The sequence below is a fragment of the Providencia sp. Je.9.19 genome (assembly GCF_051129765.1).
In the GTDB taxonomy this organism is placed as follows: domain Bacteria; phylum Pseudomonadota; class Gammaproteobacteria; order Enterobacterales; family Enterobacteriaceae; genus Providencia.
In genome coordinates this window covers 1,232,984-1,258,954 of sequence record NZ_JBCPSS010000001.1, presented here as the reverse complement: position 1 = coordinate 1,258,954, position 25,971 = coordinate 1,232,984, and the positions used below count along the sequence as shown (strand labels likewise).

Here is a 25,971-nt window from a genome sequence, read left to right as displayed (position 1 = left end):
GCGTTACTCGGACTTGCGGCTAATGTAATTAAAGGGTCTAACTCTTCTTCAACAAAATAGTAAGCCGTAGTGATTTTGCTTTCACTCATAGTGTTATATGCGACCATGTACTTAATAAAATTATTAGATATCTAATTTCATTATTTTTTATTAAGTCTAGTTAAGTTCTTTTTTAAAAAATCGATCCGTAATTGTGCATCTGCATAACCAAGCTGATATGCTCTTTCATAAAGTTCAATCGCTTTTTCGTAACTTTGAGGAACACCGAGCCCTTCTTCATACATAAGACCAAGATTAATTAAACCGGCAATATTATTATTGTCAGCAGAACGCTGGTAGAACGTAATGGATTTATTTATATTTCGTTTCACACCAAAACCGTGTTGGTATAGTAATCCCATCGAATTCATTGCTGTAGAATCGCCTTTATCTATTGCTAGCTGATAATATTTGATAGCTTCATCATAATTTTCTAACGCACTGTATAACATTCCTAAACGAGTGATTGCAACAACACTTCCTGCTTGTATAGATTCGTTATACCATTTTTTAGCCAGTTCCATATTTTGTTCAACGCCGAGTCCATCAAAATATAAATCGCCCAAGCTCATCATTGCATTACTAGAATGATTTATTTTAATCGCAGACTCAAACATCTCTTTTGCGTTAATGTAATTATCACTATATCGATATAAAATTCCTAAGTTGTAATATGCGGATGATGAACCTAAGCTTATTGCTTTTTGATAAAGTTGTATTGCTTCTTCTTTTTTCCCCTGACTTTCTTTTACTCTTGCTAAAAGATTAAATCCTTCTTTATTGTTTTTATCGGCTAAGCGTTGATATATTTTTTCTGCTGTGTCTGTATTTTTTTCGATCCCCACGCCCCATTCATAAAGAAATCCAAGGATAAGCAATGCTTCATCATCCCCCTGATTTGCTAGCCTTTCGCATATTGTAAAGCTTTTCGCATCGGCTAAACATTTGTCTGGTGATTCAGCATAAGAGAGAGTCTGCTTGCACAACAGCAGGGATAAAGTAACGAGTATAATTTTATAATTTAACATAACTGAGATATCCCTAAAATAAATGCAAGTATGGCTAATCTATTTAAAACTGAAAAAACCGGAAAAATTGATTTCCCGTGTTTGTGGAGTATTGGATAATCACGTGCTTTAGCTTTTATATTTCGTCATCAAATGTCGAAGTTCAGCAATAAAAGCATCATCACTGACAGCGTTACTCGGGCTTGCGGCTAATGTAATTAAAGGGCTCAGTTCATCTTCTACAAAATAGTAAGCCATGGTGATTTTACTTTCATTCATCGCGGTATAGACAGCTAAATTTTTACTCTTAAGTCGGATTGCTGCTTGAGACATTTTTTCTATGGTGCCGTAGCTATACAGCACTGTTGCAATGACTACACTTCGCTTAATAACAGTACTTGTTGATATAGGGGTAAATAGCTCAGGGTAGCGTAAAGCGATTGTTGAGATAATACCTGTTAAAATACCATTGATAATAAACTTGCGAATAGTTGACTCGCTAGCAACATTGGCGGAGGTCTTTATTGTGAAATTTTTAAATGATTTATTTATATCTGCTCGAATATCGGGTAAGTCAATTACATTAGAAAATTGATTTATATCCGTTAAGTTTTTTATTCCACTGATATAATCAGATAATTTCTGTTTTCTAGACGGTGCCATATTGTTGGTAATTGAAGCAATAATAATATTGATAACTTCTGCAAAACTGTCGTAAGGGTTAACGACAAAACGCAGTAAATAAATGGCTTCAATATTCTCTTGCATGATACGAGGATTTCTAGAAATTCGAGATTTAAGAAGAAAATTCATACCTTGCAAAGGAGGGGGGATAACCCCTAAATGTGCGGCTGTTTCTACGGCACGTTTAACACCCATTGCAGAAGTTACACCAATATCTTCAGTTCTTTTTACCCATGGGTTATTCAATGCGGTTTCAACAGAAGGCACATCACCTTCGCACCGATAATAAATAGACTCATCTAATCCGCTTGGAGGTAAACATTCATTTGAGCGATTATGTGCATTTTTAAGTTCTTGACCTATTTTTCTGAAAATTTCAAATCGCTTTTCCATGGCTTTATTTGCATCCATGATTTCACCATTGTTGCAGTAAAACCATTCTAAATCTGTACACTGCATATTTATATCCTTATTGTGGTAAGACTTAAGCTAAATCCATGGGTTTTGATAATAAATCAAAAGTGATAAAAATAAAATGGTCAAATGCATTCAGTATTCTTAATTATCAATTTTTTGTTTGACTTTTAGGCATGTGAAATAATCAGTTGATAATTCATATTTATCAAAGCATTCATTAAGTTTGAACGTGTATCCGCATGACTTACAGACAATATTTGGGTTATCAAGAGGCGATACTGTCCTTCTTACTGTTTGTAGATTTGGTGAATTACAGCATCGGCACTTTACTCCTTGCTCCCCCAAAGTAAATCCCATTAACCAACGAGGGTGAGGTGTTATTTTTTCTCCATTGAATTCTGTGAATAGTTCTTTAATGCGCCGTTCATAAACGCTAAGTTGTCCGAGTGTACTGATTTTTCCAATTGATAATGCTCTGTTACGATTCCATTGCCCCCACATCAATATAAGTACCCTATAGAGTGCTTGGTATCGATTTTTTTCCATATTTTGGAAAATAGTTCCTGTTGTGGCACTAAATGTACTTTTGCATGCGGGACATAAATATCCATTTTCATTTTGGATAATTGAATGGTTGTCGCAGTAGGGGCATTTGCATACCTTATTAAGGAGAGGATTTTGATTATCCAATTCATCAGCTAATTCTCTTAATAAGGGTTCTCGATGCCAAATTATAATTAATTACTCGTATTCTGCATTAAGTGTGTGGCTAAGTGTTTTTTCAAACCAGAGCGGGACAATGGGTTTTGAACCATCAATTAATACGCCTCTTTTCATTTGAGGGTTCATAACAAATTGATTTTGACAGCATTGACAATATAGGTCGGGGTTAGCTGAAGGCATTAATAAAATATATTTGATATCAGATGAATGACACAAAGGGGAAGTTATTCCTTGTGCATCTGGGGTAAAACCGTGTAGGTAACGAGGTGTTTGTGTTACAGGTTTTGGTATTTGGGGTATTAAATTGCGTAAACGGTTTGCATAATCTCACCAATAAGTTTTGTTATGGCAACCAGATAACCAAACAACGTCTTCAACGGCCTCGTTAAGCCAATATGTCATTAATACTGCATACAGGATTGAATAATTTTGTAGGTGGAGATCTGCAAAAGGGGTTCCTGTTGCGGCTGCGCTTTGTTTTAAACAAGATGAACAATGAAATTCTCGTTTATAAGAAAAATATTGATGACTACCATAGTGAGGACATTTTTTGGGCGGATTCAAGCTCGGATTTTGTTTATCAAGTAAGAAAATAGCTTTTTGCAGTACAGGCTCTGTTTTCCATAAGTAAATTAACTTGTTGACATCAGTTTCATTAAGATGATTAAAAGCCTCAAAAAACCAAGATGGAAGAGTCTGCATATTGTTTTACTCCTAATAGGTAATTCGTGGTTAAAATATTATTCAGTTTATTCCTAAAAACTCACTCACTTTTGTATGATGACTTTTGTATTCCATTTAAATCGATGAGGCATATTGCCATATAAAGATAATCGATATACTCAATTTATTTAATGTAAATAAATTGATGAAAAATAATATGTGGTAATCTTTATAAGATTTTTATCTTATATTAGGTATTTTATATGCAATTAGAGTTGTTTAAATTAATTCAAGTAAAATATTAGTCTTAAAATAGCTATAACTTAAGTTTTAATGCTGATTTAACTTATAATTTCCCTGCTACTCATTATAGTAGTTATTTTATTCTCACATTAACAATTTGCTAACTATATATTAACATATTGTTTTGGGAGCTATTTATGGCACAAGCTATATAACTTATTGAACATTATGGCAATGTATATAATGAGAAAACATTGGATTTTTTATTGAAAAATTAAATTTACAATCAATTGATTGTAATGATGAACTTAAGTGCACATCACTTATCTGTAACATTTGTTTTCAAAATTAGTGAATTGATAATTAATTTTTATGTTGACCATAAGTGAAATACGTATAGGATGTAGTAAAATAATTTAAATAATAAAAATATTCTTTTTTTTAGCTTACACCAGGATAAATGACAACTAAAGTGAGTGAAATTTCATTCACCGGCATTCTTATGCTCAAAATTTTATATCATTACAATTTCAGCATTTTTTATTAATGAAAAAAAGATGTGCAAACTGGTAAAGGAGTTTAATTTATAATGAGTAAGAAAAATCTTGGTAGTGTTGCCCCAAAAGAAAGAATTAATATCAAATATACTCCGAATACGGGTGGTGTGCAGTCTGAAATAGAACTTCCTTTGAATATGCTTATTGTGGGTGATATGACAGGAAGTACTGAAGATACACCTATTGAAGAGCGCAAAGCTATTTCAATCAACCAGAATAACTTTAATTCAGTTATGGAAAGTGCAGGCATTAGTTTGAATTTTAATGTCGCTAATACTCTCGATGAAAATAATGATTCAGATCTTAATGTTAACCTTGATATTAAATCACTTCAGGATTTTTCACCCGATTATATTGCACGTCAAGTACCCGAATTAAATAAGCTCCTTGAGTTGAGAGAAGCGTTAGTGGCACTGAAAGGTCCTCTTGGCAATGTCCCAGCATTTAGAAAAAGTCTTCAAGAGCTTCTTGAGAATGAAGAAACTCGCGAACAGCTTTTAAAAGAGCTTGAAATAGCTAGCCAAAAATAATGTTTATAGAGGATTATTTCATGTCAGTATCAACGAAAACGCAAGAGCAGCAAATTACACCAACCAATGGTTCTTTACTCGATGAAATTATGGCCCAATCTCGAATGGCGCCAGAAACTGAAGCTTATGATATTGCAAAACAAGGTGTTGCAGCTTTCATCAGCAACCTTTTTGCAAATGAATCTGCAGATCAACAAATAAATAAGTTGTTGATTGACAAGATGTTAGTCGAATTAGATAACAAACTGAGCGCACAAGTAGATGAAATAATACACACACCTAAGTTCCAAGAGATTGAGTCTTCATGGCGTTCGCTCAAACTCTTGGTTGACCGTACAGACTTCAGAGAAAATATTAAAATTAATATTCTTCATGCAACAAAAGAAGAATTATTGGAAGATTTTGAATTTTCACCGGAAATTGTGCAATCTGGATTTTATCAACATGTTTATTCATCTGGTTATGGTCAATTTGGTGGTGAACCAGTTGCAACAATCATTGGTAACTATGCGTTCAATAATACCACGCCAGATCTTAAGCTGATGCAATATGTTAGCGCTGTTGGTGCGATGGCTCATGCGCCATTCTTATCATCCGTTTCACCAAATTTCTTTGGTATCAATAGTTATGCAGAGTTACCTGCTATAAAAGATCTGAAGTCAGTGTTTGAAGGGCCTGCACATACAAAATGGCGTTCATTACGTGAAGCTGAAGATTCACGCTATTTAGGTTTAGCTGCACCTCGTTTCTTATTACGATTACCTTATTCCCCAACTGAAAACCCAGTCAAAATGTTTAATTACATTGAAAATGTTAAACAAAATCATGAACATTATTTATGGGGAAATACAGCGTTTTTATTAGGTAGCTGCATTAATGATAGTTTTGCAAAATACCGTTGGTGTCCAAATATTATTGGTCCACAAAGTGGTGGGACAGTAAATGATTTACCCGTCCATATTTTTGAAGCGATGGGTGAGCTACAGACTAAAATTCCAACCGAAGTTTTAGTAACAGACCGCCGTGAATTTGAGCTTGCAGAGGAAGGTTTTATCACTCTAACTATGCGTAAAGGTAGTGATAACGCAGCATTCTTTTCAGCGAATTCTGTGCAGAAACCGAAAAACTTCCCAAATACACATGAAGGAAAAATGGCAGAGACTAACTATAAGTTAGGCACACAGCTACCTTACATGTTCATCATCAACCGATTAGCACACTACATCAAAGTTTTGCAGCGTGAACAAATTGGATCATGGAAAGAGCGTCAAGATCTTGAACGCGAGCTGAATATTTGGTTGAAACAATATATTGCTGATCAGGAAAACCCACCAGCAGATGTTCGCAGCAAACGCCCATTACGTTCAGCTGAAATTCGAGTCCTGGATGTTGAAGGTGATCCAGGTTGGTATCAAGTATCAGTTCAAGTTCGCCCACATTTCAAATACATGGGTGCAAGCTTTGAACTGTCACTTGTTGGCCGTCTAGATAAAGAGTAACGGTAATGTCGGAATTTCATAACTGGAATTATACAGAAACTTCCAGTTTATTTGAACGTATCCGAGGGGAGAGCTCCGGCTCTTCTCACCGTTCCAGAATGGACTCGTTGATTAATTCAATAAAACAAAACTTGAATTTGATTCTCAATAGTCGGCCTCAAGCTTGTCAAGGTACTCCTTGGCTGGGCGTTCCTGATTTAAATGATGCTACACAAGCAGCGATGGATTTTAAGTTAGGGCTAGAGAACAGTATTAAGAGTTGTATCATCACCTATGAACCTCGAATTGCAAATGTGAATGTAAGGTTTATAGAGAATGATGCGGATGCTTTATCTTTACAGTTTAGCATCACGGCATTTATTGATTTAGATAATCAGCGGCAAGTCATTGAATTCAACATGCATCTGGATAATAACCGCAGATACCAATTGAAATAATTTTAATAATGACTTCAAAATCTTATTTTTCTAATGAATCTAAGTATTTAGATGAGCTTGCTGAGCAGGTTGCCATAGAGAAACCACATTTGGTTAATCTGCTCTCAAATGCTGTTCAGGATCCAGATAGTGCCCGTCTTATGGACGGTCTGTCTTATCTTTCTGGAAATTTACATGAGCAAATCGATAGGCAATTTCCTGAACTAATCAATAGCTTAGTTAATATGTTATGGCCTAATTATACTCGACCAGTTCCGAGTATGACGATTATGGAATATCAATATGATAATTCTATAGGCCACCAAGCAATTAAAATTCCAACTGGGCAGCCTTTTATTGCGAAACCTATTTATGTGCAAGATGCAAATGCTAGCTTAGATAATTTGCATCAATGCCGATTTAGTCAAAGTCGCGATATGTGGTTGTTGCCTGTTCAGATTACGCAGATTGCCCAACGTGTGGATTCTATTGAAATAACTTTTGAGCTCGATAAGGCGGATACTTTAGCAACATTGGGATTAGATAAGCTTTGTTTTTATTTGAATGGTGCGGCATATACGACGAATCAGATCTATTATTTGCTTTCTAGATGCGTTAAATCAGCTTCATTGGTAACCGATGAGCACTATTTTCCTTTGGAAAAATTTGCAGCTAAACCGATTGGTTTTAAAAAAGAAGATGGGTTATTGCCATATCCTAAAAATAGTTATGATGGTTATCGTATTTTGCAGGAGTATTTTTGCTTTCCTGAGGCATTCATGTTTATGGATATCGAAGGGCTAGAGGATATTCCACTGGCTCTAAAGGCTAAAGTGTTTAAGTTAGTTATTCACTTTGATATTGAAATACCTGAAGGGGTTATTATTCGAGATGATAGTATTAAATTAAATTGTATTCCCGCAGTAAACTTATTCACTATGGACAGTGAGGCTATCTCCCTTACAGGGAAAGAGGAGGAGTACGTTTTAAGTGCGAACTATCAGAAATCACATTGCTTTGATATTTTTTCTGTAGGGCATGTTCAGGGATTACGCTACCCACAGAATGAAAAACCTTACGCGGCAAATTATACCTCATTTGAAAGCTTCCATCACCAAAGCCATTATTCAAAAGAAAAAAATGATGGGTATTATCGATTAAAAATAAATCAAAAAGAAAATGTAATCGGTTACCAACATAGACTTTCATTTGTTCGTAATGAAGAAACTCAATTGCAAAATTGTGAAGAGAGTATTTCTGTTTCGTTAAATTGTACGAATAGAGATATTGCGGCGAGATTGTCTTCACATTCGATTGGCATAGATAATGTTTATGTACCTTATGGGGCTCTATCCGCAAGTAACATATTGAAGCCCACTTTGCCACGGTATCCTTTATTGGATAGTACATTATATTGGTCGGAATTAACCAATTTATCACTTAATTATCAATCACTACTAAATTTAACGTCTTTAAAGCAGATATTGCAACTCTATGATTTACCAGCTATTAGTCATCAACAGATAGCGCGGCAATCACAAAAAAGGCTAGATGCATTAGTTAGCCTACAAACTGAGCATGTTGAACATTTGTATAAAGGCCTTCCTGTGCGTGGCTTAAAAACAATAATAACAATCCATCAAAACACATTTCTATGTGAAGGCAGTTTATTTTTATTTTGTACGGTAATTGCTCATTTTTTTGCTTTGTATACCAGTATCAATATGTTTCATGAGTTGGAAGTTATTAATCTTGATAATCAGGAAATCTATCAATGGCCAGCACAAATCAATCAGCAAGAACTGAAGTGATTGAAAATTGGCTCGGCAGTATAGGGCCATCTGTTACAGAGTATAACTTTTATCAGCTTGTCGAATTGTTGAATAAACTAGCTTCATCGCAAGATATAGATGTTAGAAGTGAGCTAATTAGGTTCAAGTCTTATGCCAATATCGCATTTCCAACACGGGATGTGATGTCTATTGAGAAAAATACGGCAGGGCAGTTTGAACTTGAAGTTTCTTTTTTAGGGCTTCACGGTAGCCAATCTCCTCTTCCTGGATATTATCTGGATGATTTCGCTTGGGAGGATACCCAGCAAATATTGGGTGTTACCGATTATTTAAACGTATTTAATCATCGCTTAATTGCATTGCTGCATCGTATTTGGCGTAAATATCGTTATTACATTTGTTTTGAGAATGAAGGTGTTGATTCATTCTCTCGTTATATGTTTTCCCTAGTTGGGCTTGGTAATGGCGTCAATCGAGGAAGGGTACGGATCAATCACAGTAAGATGCTGGCCTATGCTGGATTGCTAGCAAGCCCTAGCCGTTCACCCGATGTTATTAGTAGCTTAATTTCTCATTGTTTTGATTTAGATAAGGTTAACGTTGTTGGCTGGGAAACTCGTCGTATTCCAATTCCTGAGGCACAACAAAATAGGCTAGGCGTTATCTCTTATCAGCAAGGGAAAAAATCGCGTCCACGTATGTTACTCGGTGAAAATTTTAGTTTGGGCTCACATATTCATGATTGTAATGGCAAATGTACGATTGAAATTGATGAACTTAGCCTAGAGCGCTATATGTCATTTTTACCCAATGGTAGTGATTTTTTACCTCTTGTCGCATTTGTTTCTTACATTTTTCATGAGCAGTTAGCATGGGATTTACGGTTATGTATTGCAGAACAACAGGCGGAAGGAATTTGTTTAGGCCTAAAAAAACATAACCAGTTAGGTTGGCAAAGTTTTTTGGGGCAACCAGAAAAACAGCCTAACGTCACAATTACGGTATTGGAATAAATAATATGGATAAATACTTGCCGACAGTTTCATTTCGTTTGATTAACAGTGAGTTACTTGAAAGTGGCTACGTACCAAATGCTACGTTTGCACAGAGTGGCGGGAAAATAGGAAGTAGCAGCCAATGTGAGTGGCAAATCCAAGACAATCGCGGTGCTATCGACCCTGTCCAATGTACAATTTCATGGAAAGATAAACATTTTTGCATTAAAGCAAATGCAGGCACTGTTTATATTAATAACGCGGTTGTTCCATTACATGTTGATGCAGTTAGATTATCTCATGGTGACCAGTTTAAAATAGGCCAATTGATTATTTCAGCGAATATTAGTCTAACAGGTCAGCCCGTTGAAGATATTATGGCTGTGACTCCTCAGTCACTTATTTCTGCTGATAGTAATCCACTGGAAACATTATTTGAGACGAGAAACTCAAGTAATTATGAGCAGCCAGAGCCAGAGTTTTCACCTACGCTTCAAGGCTCATTTACGGTTGATCCTCTTCTTGCATTAGAAAGCGAAAGTTTAAATTTAACAGCTTCAAGTCGCCAACCTGCAGCAGCCGCTACGTTAATGGGGGATTCTTATCCGATAAACCCAGTCGCTCCCTTTTCAGATAATCAAGAGAATACCATGGTTCAAGAATTTATGGATTTGCCAAAAATAACACCAAAAGAAGACGGTCATATTACAGATATCGAGCATGTTGCAGTTAACCCCTTAATGCATGGGTTAGGTATTCACTTGAATCTGAATGATTCAAAACAAGCGAATGATTTTCTTGTTGAACTCGGTAAAACACTTAAAGCAGCGGTTGAAGGATTGCTAGCTCTACAACAGCAGCAAGAAAGTTTGCAAGATAAACAGCTACGCCCGATTGAAGATAATCCATTGCGTTTAAGTAACAATTATGAAGATACGATGAGGTTGCTATTTACTGATGAACGCAGCCCTGTACATCTTTCTGCGCCTTCGGCGGTATCTGAAAGTTTACATAATATGGGTCTCCATTATCGTGCTAATCAAGAGGCCATCTCAGCGGCATTATCGACTATGTTAGCGGCATTTTCTCCTGAGCATTTACTCAATCGTTTTTCTCATTATCGTCGAGCGTCTGATGATAGCCAGACGACGGACTCATGGGCATGGGAAATGTATAACAATTATTACAAAGAGTTAGCATCTTCTCGGCAGCAAGGCTTTGAGAAATTATTCTATGAAGTTTATACCCATGCTTATGACAGAGCCTTAAGAAAAGGTATTGAGGAAGCGTAACATGCAAACAAGATCCCTATTGACATTGCTGTTGCTATTCTCGGTGCTTGCATTAAATGGGTGTAGTAAATCATTTCAAGCCGCATCTAAGGTAGGGCAAATTTTATTGGATCCCTCTATTCCTGTTGGATATCCAGAAGATAGGCCATCGACAGTCTCTTTGACTATTTTGGCTGAACCAGACATTAACCCAAATCAGGATGGAGAGGCATCTCCAATAAATATTCAAATTGTTTATTTAAATGAAGATTCTCTTTTTGCCTCGCTAGATCACGATCAAATAGAGGAAAAGGATGGGGACTTGGAGAAAGTACTCAAAAAAAATTATATAGACCACCAGGATTACACGATCCTCCCAGGCCAATATAAGCCATTTCCAACAATGACGCTAAACACAGATAACCGTTATATCGGCATTATTGGCTATTATTCAGATCCTGATAACGCAGAGTGGAAGAAAGTTGTAAAAGCGCGAGGCAAAGGGCGTAGTTACTTCATACTCGCGCATATCAGAGGTAATGAAATCGAGTTTAGGCAAGAGGAAGATGACTAGGATGGCGACTAAAAATAGAGTGATTTGGCGAGAAGGGCTGTTTATTAAGCCTCAGCATTTTCAGCAACAACAACGCCACCAAGATTATGTTACTGAAAGTTTATTGAAAACTTATATCTCTCATTTTTGGGGGTTGAGCTCTTTAGAGCTTAGTGATGAGCTATATGCTTTAGGTAGAATTGGTATTAAAGAAGCTTCGGGTGTCATGCCTGATGGCACAATTTTTTCTTTGCCAAATCAAGATGTGTTACCTCAGCCCATTGATATTACAAGTATTAATGAGGGGGACAATAATATTGTTTATTTAGCATTCCCTCTTCGTAATGGCAGTGTAAGTGAAGTTGCAACAGAGCATGATGGAAGCCGATTGCTCTCTAGATATAGTGATGCGCTGGAAAATATACGTGATTTACATACTGAGAATGGCGATATTAGCATAATTAATGTGGCTAAATTGACGCCAATACTTAAACAAGGAAAGAACGAGCTAGATGCTTATGTCTCGTTACCTATTTGCAAGATTAGAGAACGTAGTGCAAATGGTAAGTTAACCCTTGATAAGGATTACATTCCAACTTGTTTGAATGTTCGGACATCTCAAATACTGACAGAATTTCTTGCTGAAATAGAAGGGACTCTCTATGAGCGAGGAAAGCAGATTGCTTCGCGTATTGGCGCCCCAGGACAGCAAGGTGTTGCAGATGTAGCAGAATTTATGATGCTGCAGGTATTAAATCGAACTTATCCACTCTATTCTCATTACGCTCAAGAGCCTGTTATTCATCCAGAGAAATTATTTCGTGATTTACTTGAACTATGTGGTGAATTACAAACTTTTACTAATAAATCACGCTTACCAGACACGATTGCAAAATATAGGCACTACAACTTATCGGAAGGTTATATTCCGTTAATTAAAACAATCAGAGAAGCATTAAGTGTTGTTCTAACGCCTCGTGCTATTCCTATTCCATTACAGCTTCAAGAGCATGGCATTCGTGTTGCAACAGTTCATGACAAACAGCTATTACAACAAGCTGAATTTATTATTGCTGTGAGGGCTCAACTGCCACAAGAGCAATTGCGTCGTCAGTTCCCACAACAAACTAAAGTGACCTCCGTTAATAACATTCGTAGCTTGGTGAGTGTTCAGATCCCAGGTGTTCCACTTCTACCGTTATCGACGGCACCTCGCCAATTGCCTTATCACTCTGGATATACCTATTTCCATTTTGATCAACAAGGTGATGAATGGAAGGAAATTCAGCAAAGCGGCAATATGGCATTTCACGTATCTGGAAATTTCCCAGACTTAGATATCCAGCTCTGGGCAGTGAGAAATGGTGGCAGCAATGACTGATAATATTTTGCTTCACTCTTATCTACCGGAGCAAGGGGGACAAAAAAATTATCAGCTCCCTCTAAGAGGTAACAGCATTAACCCAATGATAGATGCTGCAACGCCGCTGTTGGGAATGGTTTTACGAATGAAAGCGATGTCGGAAACACCGTTATCTGAAAAACTGTATCAACAAGTTGTTACTGATATTTCCTCAATTGAGCAACAGTTGCAGGCTCAGGGCTATGAGCCTGGTGCAATCGTATCCTTTCGTTATGTCTTGTGTACTTTTATTGATGAGACTGCGCTTGGTTTAGGTTGGAATCAAGATAATGACTGGGTAAAGCAATCTTTACTCGTTCATTTTCACAATGAGTCATGGGGTGGGGAAAAAGTATTTGTTTTAATCGAACGATTATTGGGGGAACCGAAACGTTACCTCGATTTACTTGAGTTTATCTACCTCTGCTTATGCCTTGGCTATCGTGGGCGTTATAAAGTGACTACTGGGCAAAATGATGAATTCAACCACCTATTAAGACGCCTCCAAAAGCAAATTCAGCAGTTCAGAGGTGATGCTAAACCGATTGTCCTATTTGAAAATGGTGATAATAAATATGGCCGATACCGCTTAGGTAAACGCTTGAGTGTTCGTTACATCATCATAGGCACGGCGATACTCGCCGCTATCGTGTATACCATTTATTCGTCCCGACTGAATCAGCAAACACTCAGCATTGTGGAACAACTTAATACTTTACTTGGCTAGGACGGCACTATGATCCAAATTGATCTTTCTACACTTGTTAACCGATTAAATCCAATGGCAAAGCATGCTCTTGAAAATGCAGCAGCGTATTGTGTTAGCCACCAACAGCCAGAGATCACGGTTACACAATTTTTTCAGCAATTACTTGAAACACCGTTGACCGATATTCGTTTAATTAGTCAAAAAGCCTCTTTGGATCTCAATAGCTTGCTGGATTTACTGGATGTGCAAATTCCACCTCACAATATGGTGACACAAAGTTATCCTAATTTCTCGCCACTCCTTGTTGAATGGATGAAAGATAGCTGGTTATTAGCTTCTACAGAATTTAACCACAGTGAATTGCGCTCGGGAATGTTGTTTCTGACTTTGCTACAAATGCCACAGCGCTATTTATCAAAGCCTACTGCAGATATTTTATCTCAAGTTAATCGAGAACAATTAAAATTACAGTTTGATAATTGGACTGCGGGTTCTGCTGAATCGCCCTTGAGTGATGCACAAAAGCGAACCGGAGAAGGTCGGCCAACAGATTCTTTATTGGCTAAATTCACTCAAAATATGACTGAACAAGCACGAAATTCTCAGTTAGATCCCGTTTTGTGCCGTGATCATGAAATTGATTTAATGATTGATATTTTATGTCGCCGTCGTAAAAACAACCCTGTTGTGGTTGGTGAGCCAGGGGTTGGAAAAAGTGCATTAATTGAGGGACTTGCTTTACGTATCGTTGCCGGAGAAATACCGGAAAAACTACGCGATTGCGAGTTATTGACGCTAGATTTGGGTGCGCTGCAAGCAGGTGCTGCAGTTAAAGGTGAGTTTGAAAAACGTTTCAAAGGGATTATGCAAGAAGTCACCCAATCACCTCATCCCATTATTTTATTCATTGATGAAGCTCACACGTTAATTGGCGCAGGCAATCAGCAAGGTGGGTTGGATATTTCTAACTTATTAAAGCCAGCTTTGGCTCGAGGTGAATTGCGTACTATAGCTGCAACGACTTGGAGTGAGTATAAAAAATACTTTGAGAAAGATGCTGCACTAGCACGTCGCTTCCAGCTAGTTCAAGTCAAAGAGCCCAATGTGAATGAAGCTATTATCATAATGAGGGGGTTACGCTCTATTTATGAAAAAGCTCATCAAGTATTTATTGATGATGAAGCATTACGTGCAAGTGCCGAATTAAGTGAACGTTATATATCAGGGCGGCAATTACCAGATAAAGCTATTGATGTATTAGATACGGCAAGTGCACGAGCGGCTATCAATCTTTCTTCGCCACCGAAAAAACTATCATCATTGAAAACAGAGCTTCACCAAGTTAACGCTGAAATGGATGTGTTGCAACGCGAACAGCAGCTTGGTTTAAATGACCATTCTGAGCGCTTGGTTTTATTGAGTTCGCAAGCAGAAACTATCAATGAAAAAATAGGTGAGCTTGAACAAGCTTGGGAGATTCAAAGAGTCATTGTTGAAGAGATTATCGCATTACGAGCTCAATTATTGGAAAGTAATGAAGATAATGGTTCATCTTTAGAAGAGGCGGATATCGCTGTTCTCAAGGCAAAACTTAGCGCATTGAATCAGCAGCTTATGCAATTGCATGATGAACATTTATTAGTGTCACCACATGTTGATAAAAAGCAAATTGCCGCAGTGATTGCTGAATGGACCGGTGTTCCGCTTAATCGTTTATCCCAAGATGCGTTATCGGTTGTTACAGAATTGCCCACATATTTGGAAACTATTATCAAAGGGCAATCTCTTGCTATTGCTTGCTTACACAAGCACTTATTAACTGCAAGAGCGGATTTACGTCGCCCAGGTCGCCCGTTAGGTGCATTTTTGCTGGCAGGGCCAAGCGGTGTAGGTAAAACTGAAACTGTTATTCAGATAGCACAACTTATGTTTGGAGGGACTCAATATCTTACTACAATCAACATGTCTGAGTTCCAAGAAAAGCACACAGTATCGCGCTTAATTGGTTCGCCCCCAGGTTATGTAGGTTATGGTGAGGGTGGTGTGCTGACAGAAGCTATCCGTCAAAAACCTTATTCTGCTGTTCTTCTTGATGAAGTAGAAAAAGCACATCCAGATGTTTTAAACCTTTTTTATCAAGCATTTGATAAAGGTGAAATCGCAGATGGGGAAGGGCGAGTTATTGACTGTAAAAATGTTGCTTTTTTCTTAACCTCAAACTTAGGCGATCAAGTTATTACAGCATATGCGGATAAACCTGATGAATTACAAGATGCGCTTTACCCTGAGTTAACGGCATTCTTTAAACCCGCTCTATTGGCCCGAATGGAAGTTGTTCCCTATCTCCCTCTACCTCCGGAAATTTTACAACAAATTGTTGAAGGTAAATTATCCCGTTTAATTTCATTATTAAAGCAACGTTTTGGGGCAGAAGTTGAATTGGATGGAAGTGTATCGAGCGAAATTTTACGTCGTGCGTCTCGGGCAGAAAATGGTGCTCGCATTTTAGAATCTATTATTGATGGTGCGTTGTTACCGCCACTTTCACTTCTTTTATTACAGCATAGTGCTCGAAATGTAGATATTAATCATATTCGTCTTTTTATCAAGGATGAGGATTTTGTCGCTGAGGTCAATGGCCGCTAATGAAATCACGACTGAAAAATGCCTTAGCACTACTTGAACACTCGCATATAGAAACACTTGCAAGGCAATTTCTTGAATTTAGTTTTCAGCGTGGCTCATCGAGTGCACTGATTGTTTCATTGATTAACCCGTCTGAAAATAAATTACAGAGCTGGACGATTGATCAAAATAATCAGGTAAAAGGGGAATATTTGGACGTTGATATTAATGATGTTGATCACCCTTTGATTCAAATTGTTTCGAAGGGGGACAGTGTTTTATGGCCAAATTTACAGCAAGGTAGCTATATAGAGAATACTTTTTTCCGTCAATTCGTATCGGAATTGCCTGTAAATACAGGTCTATGCAGCTACCCATTACAAGATGTAAGTCATAAAACAATGGGGGCGATAACCCTTTTTGGACAAGGCCTTGAGTTGAATAATTTTGAGCAAGGTATTTTCCCTATTTATTGTGCAATATTTCATCATCAATTAAAAAGCATCTTTGCGCTTTCTCAAATGAAACAAAAAATTTCACATTTGCAATATCTAAATAGCCTTCAGCAGGAGAAAGAGCGAGTGTTGCAGCTCTCTATTAATGAACTAACCGCTCAGTCTTTATTATATTCAAATAAACCTTTTATGAATGTAGAAAATATTAGTTCATTAACTGACGCGATAGAGCGTTATGAAAAAGAAATTCTTTTGGTGAAACAAAAAGAGATGCACGGTGACATCGATGCTATCGCAAATAACCTGAATATTTCGAAGCGTTCCTTAATGTATAAATTGAAGAAGTATGGTGCATAACATGAAATTATCTCACCTAATAATTTGGGGATTTGCAACTTTAATTTTTAGCTTGCAAGTAAAATCTGAAGAGATACAAACCGATAGCTTAGTCGAGGCATTATCGCAATGCCGACTCGAATCTTCACAACTTATTCGGTTGGATTGCTATGACAAAATAATGACATCAACGACTTCTCCGGACCTTCTTAACCCCAGTCAAATGGGGAGAGTTTGGCGACAAGCAATGGAAAATGAGCTGCAGCGTAAAGATAATAGCGCAGGCTTTCTTGTGTCTTTACCCGAGGATGGGGGCCTCCCAGTTATTATGACAATCCCAGCGCTTGGTATGTCCCCTCCACGTCCTGTATTAATGCTCAGTTGTATTGACAATATTACACGACTACAAATTGCGATGCCGAGTAAACAAGAGGCTGGGAGCGTCATGTTATCAACGGATAAAACACAATTCACAGCCGAGTGGTTTTTACGGGAAAACGGTTATGTTCTTGAGTCTAGCCGTGGGCTTTTAGGTATTGATGAAATTAAGCGCCTTTTGAATGCTGAAAAGTTAACCGTGAAATTAGCAAATAATGAGCGATTAAGCTTCAATATTTCGGGGATTTCACAAGATATCAAACCGTTACGAAATGCGTGTCGTTGGTAACTATCATGATGAATAATAAACAACAGCAATGGAAAGAGCAGCTACTCACCAAGCTCCCTGATGACAATGTGAGCGCACCAGTTATGGATAATAATTCTGACTGGGAGTACATAGATAGCGAGATGGTCAAATTCGGCTCACTAAGTCATGCGCAGCTAAATATTGATGAAATACAAAAAAAAGCACTACATCTTTTTGCTACTCAAACCAAAGATTTCCGCTTATTAGTACATTTAATTAGAACATTGCAACATGCAGGCTCACCAAATGAGCTGATTATTGCCGCGCAGCTACTCGCGGATTTTGTTCGCCATTATTGGGGGGATTGCTACCCGACTAATATGAAGTTAAAGCAGCGTTTAGCTGGTCAGATCCTTAAACGATTTGAAACTGCACAAGATAGTTTTTGTAAGCAAGCAAATGTAGCAATGAGAGACGATATTCTCGGCTCGTTTGCATTTCTGGCTCAATTTTGGCATCAACCTTGCCCACAGCTAGCAGAGCAAATAGATGCATTAAGTCGTGGATACCAACGTGTTGAGACTAATAAACCGGTGCTCGTTGTTGAGCAAACACCGCAATCTTTAGGTACAGATACTACACAAACACAGTCAGAGCCTATTATTACTGCTCCTAAGCTTCCTCAATTGATGATTAATGAAAATGACGAGCGACAGTGGAAGCAAACAGTACTCAAAATCGCGGAAATCCTGATTGAACAGATGCCGGATAATGGTGTGGGATATCGGCTACGTCGTTATGCGATTTGGAATTCTATTCAAGCATTACCGCAAGCGGATAACCAAGGTAAAACACCGTTGGCATCAGTCTCTGTAGATAGGGTGATGGACTATAAAAATCAACTTTCTGAACCATCTTTAACACTTATCAATAATATTGAGCAAAGTTTAACTTTGTCTCCCTACTGGCTAGAAGGTCATATGCTGGTGGCTCAGGCATCAGATAAGCTGGGATATCTTAAAGTAAAAATGGCTATTGTTGATGAACTTCAGAATTTTTTAGGGCGTTTGCCTAATTTGGCACAACTTTATTTTTCTGACATGACTCCCTTTGTTTCTAAAGAATTGAGTGACTGGCTGGTGGAGTGCTCCCAGCCAAGTAAAAGCATGGCGGTATCTAGTGACTTAAATATGTATCAAGAAGAAGTATTTTCTTGTTATGAACAGCAAGGACTCCATGAGGCACTGAGTTTAATTGAAACAAATATGATGACTGCTCAAGGGCCAAGAGAACGCTTTTATAACCAACTATTATCGGCTCAACTTTTTGAGCATTCAGGCATGCAAAACATGGCTGACAACCTTTACCAACAACTTTATATTGCAGCTGCTCATTATTCGCTATCAGATTGGGAACCAGAGCTACTGAACCGGTTGGCGCAAAAAGCAGAAAGTAAACAGGAAATGACTTTTGATAGGGATTTACAATAATGAAATTATCTTTTTTTTCCATCCCAAAAATGACCAGTGCATTAAAAAAACTGTTTTTTGCGGATAAGCCAAAAATTAAATCATTTTTTATACTTTTACTTGCATTGATCCCTGCAATCTTAATCGTTTGGATATGGTGGTGGGGGCCAACTTTCAGTTACCAAGATAGCATGCCATTGAAAGAGCTGAGCGCACGCTGGCTTGCAACAATTGTCATTATTTTACTCATTGTTAGTTGGATTGGTCTTACAACTTGGCGACGAGTCAAAAAGTTAGAAGCATTAAAATTAGATGTAGAACTTGCTGTTGTCGATCCTGTTCGTCAAGATATCGAATTTCAAAATCGTTATCTTGATTACTGGAAGTCTCAATATGTTCGCCATTTGAATGGGCATACTAATGCGGTCTATTTACGCCCTTGGTATTTTGTTCTAGGAGCCAATAACAGTGGTAAACAGTCGTTGCTTAAAAAAAGCATGAACTCTGTAGATATTGCCCCAAGTGAAAATATCGTTAATGATCAAAAAATAGCACTGCATATTCAATGTTTGTTAGCGGATAATGCAGTGTTATTTGTGCCTGATGGTGAGCTATTGACTCAACCTACAGTTAATAGTGATAAGCCACAACTCTATCACCGTTTGTGGGATGGACTACTGCATTGGATCCATCAAAATAGAGCAAGGCAGCCAATGAATGGCATTATTCTGACGGTTGATACTTTAGCCCTTTTGACAAATTCAAAAGAGCAAAATAGTCAGCTAATTGCTGACTTACACATGCGTATTGAAGAAATTCGTATGACATTTAACAGTCAGTTGCCTTTGTACATTATTTTGACAAAACTGGATTTATTACGTGGTTTCGATGCCATGTTTCAATCATTAGATGCACAACAACGGAATGAGGTTCTCGGCGTTTCATTTAGCTTAAAAGATCCTAATAGTTGGGAAAAACAACTGAATGACTTTTGGTTACAGTGGGTGAGCCAAATGAATAGCGCGTTACCGGACATGATGTTGCAACGTCCCGAGGGCGGGCAAAGAAGTGATTTATTCAGTTTTATTCGTCAAATAGAAGGATTACAACTAAGTATAATTAAGCTAATCCATTCTTTACTTACCAACAATGATCAACAAAACATCCGTTTGCGTGGTGTATATCTGACATCTGCATTACAAGTAGGGCAAATTGATGATGTCTTTAGCCAAACGGCATCAGTGAAGTACCATTTACCAACGGCACCGTTAACAACTTGGCCTATCATCGATAGCCATACTTATTTCACTCAGGATTTATTCAATAAAATCTTATTCAGCGAGCCTAATTTAGCGGCTGAGAATCATTTTTGGTTGAAAAAACATCGCTCACGTTTGCTTTTTGCTACGGCAGCAAGCATTGTTGGATTAGTTGCAGTATGGAATGGCTGGAGCCACTACTACAATAAAAACTACCAAGCTGGGGAAAGCGTACTTAATGAAGTTAAAGCATTCCGAGCTATTGATTTAAATACGAAAAATGACACAGATGGTAGTTTGCAACTCCCAGTACTGAATCCACTGCGTGAAGCAACATTAGCTTATGGTAGTCATCGTGATAAAAGCCGTTTTTTCGCAGAAATGGGGCTTTATCAAGGACAAAATGTCGGGCCGCAAGTTGAGCAAGTTTATTTACAATTGCTTATGGAGCGTTTTCTTCCAGCGATCATGTCGGGGCTTCTAATTGAACTTAATGAAGCCGAAGCAGGAAGTGAGGAAAAATTAGAAACTTTGCGCATTATGCGGATGTTAGAAGATAAAAGTGGGCGAAATAATGGTCTGGTTGAAGATTATATGGCTAATTATTGGAGTCATATTTTCACTGGACAGCGAGAAATTCAATCTCAGCTTAAAGGGCATTTACGTTATGCACTTGAGCATACAGATTGGAAAGCCGAACGTCAGCAAGGTTCAGCGATGGCAAATAGGATATATGTACCATTTGCTGCGCCAATTAAGGATGCCCAAAAGGAGCTGAGCACACTATCACTTTATCAGCGTGTTTACCAAACTCTAAGATTAAAAGCAAACCAAGAGCTTTCCTCACCCCTCAATATGCGCCATCAAATCGGACCAAGTTTTAGTACCGTATTTGTTGCGCTGGATGAAGACAAACTAGAAGTACCTCAGTTTTTAACTCGCTCAGGACTGCTTAATTATTTTATTCGTCAAAATGATGAGCTGGTCGAGTTAACGTTGTTAGATGCGTGGGTTCTTAGCCTCTCAGCGAATACCCAATATAGCGAGAGTGATCGCAAGGAAATACAGCGCCAAATCAGCGAGCAATATCTGAATGATTATACTGCCCAGTGGCGTAATGCGATGAGTAATTTAGAGATCCGTGAATTTGATACCATTCAGGATGAAATTAATGCTCTGGAGCAAATTATTAGTGGTGAGCAGCCATTACGAAGAGCCTTGCAAGTATTACGTGATAATACAGTGTTGCCAGCTATTGATAGTACATTGTCATCAAGTGAACAAAAATCCTTGATGAATGAACCAAGATACAAACTACTGGGGCGTTTAGATAGAGAGTTTTCTCCACAAACTGAAATTCTTGTCAGTAATAATGGAGAAAACCTACAGAATCTCAACCAAAAATTGAATGAATTACATCGTTATTTATTGAGCATTCAAAACTCACCAGTACCTGGAAAAGCAGCATTAAAAGCAGTATCTATGCGTATTAATGATAACAATCGTGATGTGATTTTTGAGTTATCACAAATGGCAAAAACGTTACCTGAACCTTTAAATCGTTGGGTAGGGGAGCTGTCAGATCAAGCATGGAATGTTGTACAAAAAGAAGCAATTCGCCATATGGAAGTTGAGTGGAATGAAAACGTAGTGAAGCAATATAATACTTATATTGCTGGCCGTTATCCATTCAATCCAAAGTCTACACAGGATGTTCCGCTGAGTGAATTTGACAAATTCTTTAAACCAAACGGGACATTAGATAACTTCTACCAACAGAACTTACGATTATTTGTTGAAAACAATCTGATAGACAATATGGATGGGCAGTCATTGATCCGCCCAGATGTCTTGGCTCAAATTGAAATGGCAAGTCGTATTCGTGATACTTTCTTCACAGCCCAAGGTAATTTGGAAACGCAATTTGCGATTGAGCCGTTATCACTGGGGGGTAATAAACGTCGTAGTGTCTTGAATCTCGATGGGCAATTATTGGACTACTCACATGGGCGTAGTAATGTCGTTCATATGGTATGGCCAAATTCTATGCGTTCTAATATCGAAAGTAAGCTGACATTAGTGCCTATTTCAGGGGACAAATCTCCTCGCGCAATGACGTTTTCAGGTCCTTGGGCACAAATGCGGCTTATAGATAGCGGCAAGTTAATGAATGTAAAACCTAATTCATTTGATGTTCGTTTCACTATTGATGGGGGTGATATGACTTATCGTGTGTATATCGATGAATCAAGTAATCCATTCTTTGGTGGGTTATTCACCCGTTTCCGTTTACCTGAAACCCTATATTAATGATGAGCTCCCCGCAGAAATGTGGGGAGAATGTAGAGCTAACGATAATGATGAAATCAGAAAGTTTGGTTATTAAAATTGGTAAGTCACCACTCGATACACCAGAGTTTATTGCGCTCAGGGCTGAGTTTAATAAATTAAACCATCCTGCACGCCCTGAAGTCAGTTGGACCTTGATTGAGTCCCTTTGTTTGACTTTGTTTAAAACACATGGAATCGACCTGCAAAGTGGTGCTTATTATACTATTGCTAGATTGCAACTTCATGGTTTAAATGGGTTTACCGAAGGCATTGAATTATTAGCAAGCATCATTGTAACTCAATGGGATAGCTTGTGGCCGGAGCAACCACATCAACGGACAGATGCTCTTAATTGGTTTAATACAAGAGCAAGCGCATCATTGCGACAAATTACTTATACAAATTCAGATTTGCGTTTAGTTTATCGTTCCGAGCGTGCGCTGCAATTAATTATTGATAGGCTAGCTCAAACAACATGGTCAAAACTGCCTAAACTAGAAAATTTACTCTGGTTTTTTCAAAATACAGCTAAATCACTTGAGCTGTCAGAAAATACGTTAGCGCAGAAAAATAGTTCTCCAACTAATCTTCCACCATTGGTTTATATCCAGCAACCAAGAAGTCACTCGGAGCAAGTGGCGCCAACGATTATTTTAGAAGCGGCAGAACCCGTTGCTCCATTACCTAAGCTTCAAAAAATGAGCGCCTCGAAAGGTTTTTTTCTTGGTTTCGTTGCCAGTGCAGTGCTCTTTTCATTGGCGGGGTATGGGGCTTATTATTTTTTCAAGCAAGAAATAAATGCCATTACAGCGGTACCTGAAGGCGCAATAGCACAATGGTTATATAATCCTGAGTTAAGTACTTATGCTGATAGTTTGAACATTTTAGAAAAAAAATCGCCTGTATTGGCATTGCAGTTAATGAATAATGTTGTTGAAACAGCAAAATTACGTTGGCCTAATAATGCAGATCAAGCATTTGCCAGCCGTAACTGGCAAAACCAGCTGACAACCCAGTTAGAAAATGCACCTATTAATGACAGTTGGTCAGAGACGGCACTTTTGCTTCAACAATTATCAGATAAAATTGTTCAACAAGAGCGTAATCGCGGTAGTTTTACCCTTTCATATTTAAAAACAGCGGTCTATGACATTCAAAAACAGCACAATAAAGCTGTTCCTATTGAAGAAAAATTACGTAACTTCTCAATACAAATTGATAGCGGTCAACCCATTTCCCCCGCAGTGATCACTAATATTGATGCACAAATTAATGGATTACTGGCTCGTTATTATGAGTTACAGAAACAGGCTGAGAAACAAGGGTTAAAACCGAGTTCTTACTGAGAATAATAAGAAAAATTATGGCAAATATAGGCTATTTATTATTAGAAATAGGCTAACAAGTCGTCATTACATAGGTTATGGCTGGTTGTATATCCATTTGATACAAATATCAATATGGGTATACAACGCTAAGTCATAGTTTTAACAGCGGGTAGGACCTTCATTTTCCGCCAATAGCAGTTATTCAATTATAGAGCCTGCATTATGAGTGAAATAAAATATATTCAAGAAAAACAATATCTACAAAAACTCTTTGAAGATTATGCAAAAGAAAAACCGCATTTAGCCGATGTGCTTGATCCCCAAGATCCCCATACTAGTTATTTGCTGGAAGGATTTGCATTCTTGTCAGCTCGCTTACAAGAAAAAATAGATGATGCTTTTCCTGAAATTACTTTGCCTTTATTACAACGATTGGGTTCACAAGCAATTAAAGGGCTTCCTTCAACAGCAATAGTACAAGTTGATCAAGAGGAAATGATCCCCTATGAGCTAGTAATACCTAAGAGTAATTTAATTTTGGGGGATAATGGTGCAACTTTTAGTTTATGTTCCAGTTTAACTATTCAGCCGTATACTTTGGTTGAAAGGAACATAACTCATCAACCAAATAGAAGTTGTATTTCACTTTCGTTTATTTATCGTGGGGACATGAAAAAACATGGTTCTGTACCACTTAATTTATTTTTAAGTGAATCTAAAAATATCGCGGAAAGTTTGTTGCTTGGCTTTTGCCAATATTTTGATTGTATTGAAATAACTCATAATGAGAGTAGACACAAAGGTGATAACCTTAATTTTTGTTTTGAGCCTCAAATAGGACAAGGATTTTCTGTTTACTCTCAAGAAAGTCAGGCATTGTCCGCTCCTCAACAGTTATTGGAAGGTTTTTATCTTCCTCATATTCATCACTTTATTGGTATTGATATTCCTCAAATAGTTAAACAGCTAGATTGGGAAGCGGATACAGCGTTTACGGTTAATATCTACTTTAATCAGCAATTATCTATCACTCAAGATGATTGCAATAAAAGTTTTTATTTAAATTGTATTCCTGTGGTTGATAATAATGATAAATATACATTATTGATTGATTTTCAACATAAAAAATCAGCCTATCTACTCCCCGTACCGAGCAATCACTTTCTGGCAAATATAGATAATATTCAACTTTCTTTAGAGCCGCATGAACTAGCGAGAGGAATATACAGTCATTTTTATCCAGTGACTGAATTAACCGCAGCTTCGCGTTTATTACCACAATATCAGCAAGCATTGTTTTACTCACTTACGATTGAAAATAATATTACTGGGCATACCCTTTATTATTTAAATTTTTTCGATAATAAAGGCATGCCAATGGAAACACCCCCAAGTTTGCATTTCTCATGTGTTTATATTGGTTTTGAGCAGCGCCAAAAGAGTGATATTGGTATTTTAAATCGGCATAGCGAAAGCATGCCAGATGGAATAAAAACAGGAAATATCACAACACTATCTTCTTGCTATCCTCCTATTGTTAATAATAAACATTACTGGCAACTACTTTCTCACTACAGCGCAAATGCGTTCATGTTGATGTCTTTAGATACCATCAAACAAATGTTGGCAGATTATATTTTATATCAAGATAAAGATAAGCAAATAACACGCAAACTAGAACGGTTATTATCTGGGTGTATTCATTTAGAAACACATTTATATGACTATATTTTGAAGGGTAAACCTTATCGTTGTTTAGCATTAACGATGACATTAAATAGAGAACAGTATGAAAACGAGGGGGAAGCTTTTGTTTTTGTCACTCATCTATACCATTTTTTTCCTTTTTGTTTATCGGAGAATATGTTGCTTGAGATGTCAGTGAATTTTCAAAATGATGAAAAAACAATTTGGTATTTATCACCTTCACCATTGAAGGGCTATAAATCACTTTTATAAAATGAACGTATAAATAATAAATATTCTACTTAATAAAGATATTTTATAGCTTCTAATAAAAAATATGTCTTACAGCATCA

The 25,971-nt window shown here is 37.5% G+C and carries 20 protein-coding genes; 16 read left to right on the top strand and 4 right to left on the bottom strand.

Annotated elements, in window-relative coordinates:
* Nucleotides 1-140: 140 nt before the first annotated feature.
* The 4 genes from AAZR93_RS05820 to AAZR93_RS05805 all read right to left on the bottom strand — a co-directional run bounded on the left by AAZR93_RS05820 (nt 141) and on the right by AAZR93_RS05805 (nt 3,572).
* Entirely contained in the window at nt 141-1,067 is a 927-nt protein-coding gene (locus AAZR93_RS05820) for an SEL1-like repeat protein (RefSeq protein ID WP_434719226.1), read from the bottom strand.
* 108 nt (nt 1,068-1,175) lie between these two features.
* Nucleotides 1,176-2,189, bottom strand: a complete 1,014-nt coding sequence (locus AAZR93_RS05815) for a hypothetical protein (RefSeq protein WP_434719225.1) — start codon at nt 2,187-2,189, stop codon at nt 1,176-1,178.
* Between the two features lie 99 nt (nt 2,190-2,288).
* Complete coding sequence (locus tag AAZR93_RS05810) at nt 2,289-2,693, bottom strand: hypothetical protein (protein ID WP_434719224.1); 405 nt, start codon at nt 2,691-2,693, stop codon at nt 2,289-2,291.
* A 504-nt stretch (nt 2,694-3,197) separates the two neighbouring features.
* On the bottom strand, nt 3,198-3,572 hold the full coding sequence (locus tag AAZR93_RS05805; RefSeq protein WP_434719223.1) for a hypothetical protein: 375 nt from the start codon (nt 3,570-3,572) through the stop codon (nt 3,198-3,200).
* Nucleotides 3,573-4,365: 793 nt separating this feature from the next.
* Here AAZR93_RS05805 and tssB point away from each other — a divergent pair.
* From tssB to AAZR93_RS05725, 16 genes are all read left to right on the top strand, one after another.
* Entirely contained in the window at nt 4,366-4,863 is a 498-nt protein-coding gene (gene tssB, locus AAZR93_RS05800; protein WP_294350337.1) for a type VI secretion system contractile sheath small subunit, read from the top strand.
* 20 nt (nt 4,864-4,883) lie between these two features.
* Complete coding sequence (gene tssC, locus AAZR93_RS05795; protein WP_294350334.1) at nt 4,884-6,362, top strand: type VI secretion system contractile sheath large subunit; 1,479 nt, start codon at nt 4,884-4,886, stop codon at nt 6,360-6,362.
* A gap of 5 nt (nt 6,363-6,367) precedes the next feature.
* Nucleotides 6,368-6,799, top strand: a complete 432-nt coding sequence (gene tssE, locus AAZR93_RS05790) for a type VI secretion system baseplate subunit TssE (protein WP_294350331.1) — start codon at nt 6,368-6,370, stop codon at nt 6,797-6,799.
* 8 nt (nt 6,800-6,807) lie between these two features.
* Complete coding sequence (gene tssF / locus AAZR93_RS05785) at nt 6,808-8,589, top strand: type VI secretion system baseplate subunit TssF (RefSeq protein WP_434719222.1); 1,782 nt, start codon at nt 6,808-6,810, stop codon at nt 8,587-8,589.
* Entirely contained in the window at nt 8,553-9,584 is a 1,032-nt protein-coding gene (gene tssG / locus AAZR93_RS05780; protein WP_434719221.1) for a type VI secretion system baseplate subunit TssG, read from the top strand. The genes tssF and tssG overlap by 37 nt, the downstream gene beginning before the upstream one ends.
* 5 nt (nt 9,585-9,589) lie before the next feature.
* Nucleotides 9,590-10,858: a type VI secretion system-associated FHA domain protein TagH gene (tagH, locus tag AAZR93_RS05775; protein WP_434719220.1), complete on the top strand. Its 1,269-nt coding sequence runs from the start codon at nt 9,590-9,592 to the stop codon at nt 10,856-10,858.
* Between the two features lies 1 nt (nt 10,859).
* Nucleotides 10,860-11,411 (top strand): type VI secretion system lipoprotein TssJ, encoded by a 552-nt coding sequence (gene tssJ / locus AAZR93_RS05770; RefSeq protein ID WP_294350320.1) that lies wholly within the window; start codon nt 10,860-10,862, stop codon nt 11,409-11,411.
* 1 nt (nt 11,412) lies between these two features.
* Entirely contained in the window at nt 11,413-12,771 is a 1,359-nt protein-coding gene (tssK, locus tag AAZR93_RS05765) for a type VI secretion system baseplate subunit TssK (protein ID WP_434719219.1), read from the top strand.
* Nucleotides 12,764-13,519, top strand: a complete 756-nt coding sequence (gene icmH / locus AAZR93_RS05760; protein WP_294350312.1) for a type IVB secretion system protein IcmH/DotU — start codon at nt 12,764-12,766, stop codon at nt 13,517-13,519. The genes tssK and icmH overlap by 8 nt, the downstream gene beginning before the upstream one ends.
* Before the next feature lie 9 nt (nt 13,520-13,528).
* Nucleotides 13,529-16,147 carry a type VI secretion system ATPase TssH gene (gene tssH, locus AAZR93_RS05755; RefSeq protein WP_434719218.1) on the top strand — a complete coding sequence of 873 codons (2,619 nt, stop codon included), beginning with the start codon at nt 13,529-13,531 and terminating at the stop codon, nt 16,145-16,147.
* Nucleotides 16,147-16,938 (top strand): Fis family transcriptional regulator, encoded by a 792-nt coding sequence (locus tag AAZR93_RS05750; RefSeq protein WP_294350307.1) that lies wholly within the window; start codon nt 16,147-16,149, stop codon nt 16,936-16,938. The genes tssH and AAZR93_RS05750 overlap by 1 nt, the downstream gene beginning before the upstream one ends.
* A 1-nt stretch (nt 16,939) precedes the next feature.
* Nucleotides 16,940-17,584: a type VI secretion system-associated protein VasI gene (gene vasI, locus AAZR93_RS05745; RefSeq protein ID WP_294350302.1), complete on the top strand. Its 645-nt coding sequence runs from the start codon at nt 16,940-16,942 to the stop codon at nt 17,582-17,584.
* Nucleotides 17,585-17,589: 5 nt separating this feature from the next.
* On the top strand, nt 17,590-19,035 hold the full coding sequence (tssA, locus tag AAZR93_RS05740) for a type VI secretion system protein TssA (protein WP_434719217.1): 1,446 nt from the start codon (nt 17,590-17,592) through the stop codon (nt 19,033-19,035).
* Nucleotides 19,035-22,583 (top strand): type VI secretion system membrane subunit TssM, encoded by a 3,549-nt coding sequence (gene tssM, locus AAZR93_RS05735; protein ID WP_434719216.1) that lies wholly within the window; start codon nt 19,035-19,037, stop codon nt 22,581-22,583. Before tssA ends, tssM begins: the two co-directional genes overlap by 1 nt.
* A gap of 47 nt (nt 22,584-22,630) precedes the next feature.
* Nucleotides 22,631-23,950, top strand: coding sequence for a VasL domain-containing protein (locus AAZR93_RS05730; RefSeq protein ID WP_434719215.1), 1,320 nt, complete (start codon nt 22,631-22,633; stop codon nt 23,948-23,950).
* Nucleotides 23,951-24,154: 204 nt separating this feature from the next.
* Entirely contained in the window at nt 24,155-25,891 is a 1,737-nt protein-coding gene (locus tag AAZR93_RS05725) for a type VI secretion system baseplate subunit TssF (RefSeq protein WP_434719214.1), read from the top strand.
* The last annotated feature ends 80 nt before the right edge of the window (nt 25,892-25,971 follow it).

What these genes read in the sequence shown, in the direction of transcription:
- tssK (WP_434719219.1), top strand. Translation starts at nt 11,413, where the DNA reads ATGGCGACTAAAAATAGAGTGATTTGGCGAGAAGGGCTGTTTATTAAG.
- AAZR93_RS05815 (WP_434719225.1), bottom strand. Translation starts at nt 2,189, where the DNA reads ATGCAGTGTACAGATTTAGAATGGTTTTACTGCAACAATGGTGAAATC.
- AAZR93_RS05820 (WP_434719226.1), bottom strand. Translation starts at nt 1,067, where the DNA reads ATGTTAAATTATAAAATTATACTCGTTACTTTATCCCTGCTGTTGTGC.
- vasI (WP_294350302.1), top strand. Translation starts at nt 16,940, where the DNA reads ATGAAATTATCTCACCTAATAATTTGGGGATTTGCAACTTTAATTTTT.
- tssM (WP_434719216.1), top strand. Translation starts at nt 19,035, where the DNA reads ATGAAATTATCTTTTTTTTCCATCCCAAAAATGACCAGTGCATTAAAA.
- tssE (WP_294350331.1), top strand. Translation starts at nt 6,368, where the DNA reads ATGTCGGAATTTCATAACTGGAATTATACAGAAACTTCCAGTTTATTT.
- tssG (WP_434719221.1), top strand. Translation starts at nt 8,553, where the DNA reads ATGGCCAGCACAAATCAATCAGCAAGAACTGAAGTGATTGAAAATTGG.
- tssB (WP_294350337.1), top strand. Translation starts at nt 4,366, where the DNA reads ATGAGTAAGAAAAATCTTGGTAGTGTTGCCCCAAAAGAAAGAATTAAT.
- AAZR93_RS05730 (WP_434719215.1), top strand. Translation starts at nt 22,631, where the DNA reads ATGATGAAATCAGAAAGTTTGGTTATTAAAATTGGTAAGTCACCACTC.
- tssJ (WP_294350320.1), top strand. Translation starts at nt 10,860, where the DNA reads ATGCAAACAAGATCCCTATTGACATTGCTGTTGCTATTCTCGGTGCTT.
- AAZR93_RS05805 (WP_434719223.1), bottom strand. Translation starts at nt 3,572, where the DNA reads ATGCAGACTCTTCCATCTTGGTTTTTTGAGGCTTTTAATCATCTTAAT.
- AAZR93_RS05750 (WP_294350307.1), top strand. Translation starts at nt 16,147, where the DNA reads ATGAAATCACGACTGAAAAATGCCTTAGCACTACTTGAACACTCGCAT.
- AAZR93_RS05810 (WP_434719224.1), bottom strand. Translation starts at nt 2,693, where the DNA reads ATGGAAAAAAATCGATACCAAGCACTCTATAGGGTACTTATATTGATG.
- tssC (WP_294350334.1), top strand. Translation starts at nt 4,884, where the DNA reads ATGTCAGTATCAACGAAAACGCAAGAGCAGCAAATTACACCAACCAAT.
- tssF (WP_434719222.1), top strand. Translation starts at nt 6,808, where the DNA reads ATGACTTCAAAATCTTATTTTTCTAATGAATCTAAGTATTTAGATGAG.
- AAZR93_RS05725 (WP_434719214.1), top strand. Translation starts at nt 24,155, where the DNA reads ATGAGTGAAATAAAATATATTCAAGAAAAACAATATCTACAAAAACTC.
- tssA (WP_434719217.1), top strand. Translation starts at nt 17,590, where the DNA reads ATGATGAATAATAAACAACAGCAATGGAAAGAGCAGCTACTCACCAAG.
- tagH (WP_434719220.1), top strand. Translation starts at nt 9,590, where the DNA reads ATGGATAAATACTTGCCGACAGTTTCATTTCGTTTGATTAACAGTGAG.
- icmH (WP_294350312.1), top strand. Translation starts at nt 12,764, where the DNA reads ATGACTGATAATATTTTGCTTCACTCTTATCTACCGGAGCAAGGGGGA.
- tssH (WP_434719218.1), top strand. Translation starts at nt 13,529, where the DNA reads ATGATCCAAATTGATCTTTCTACACTTGTTAACCGATTAAATCCAATG.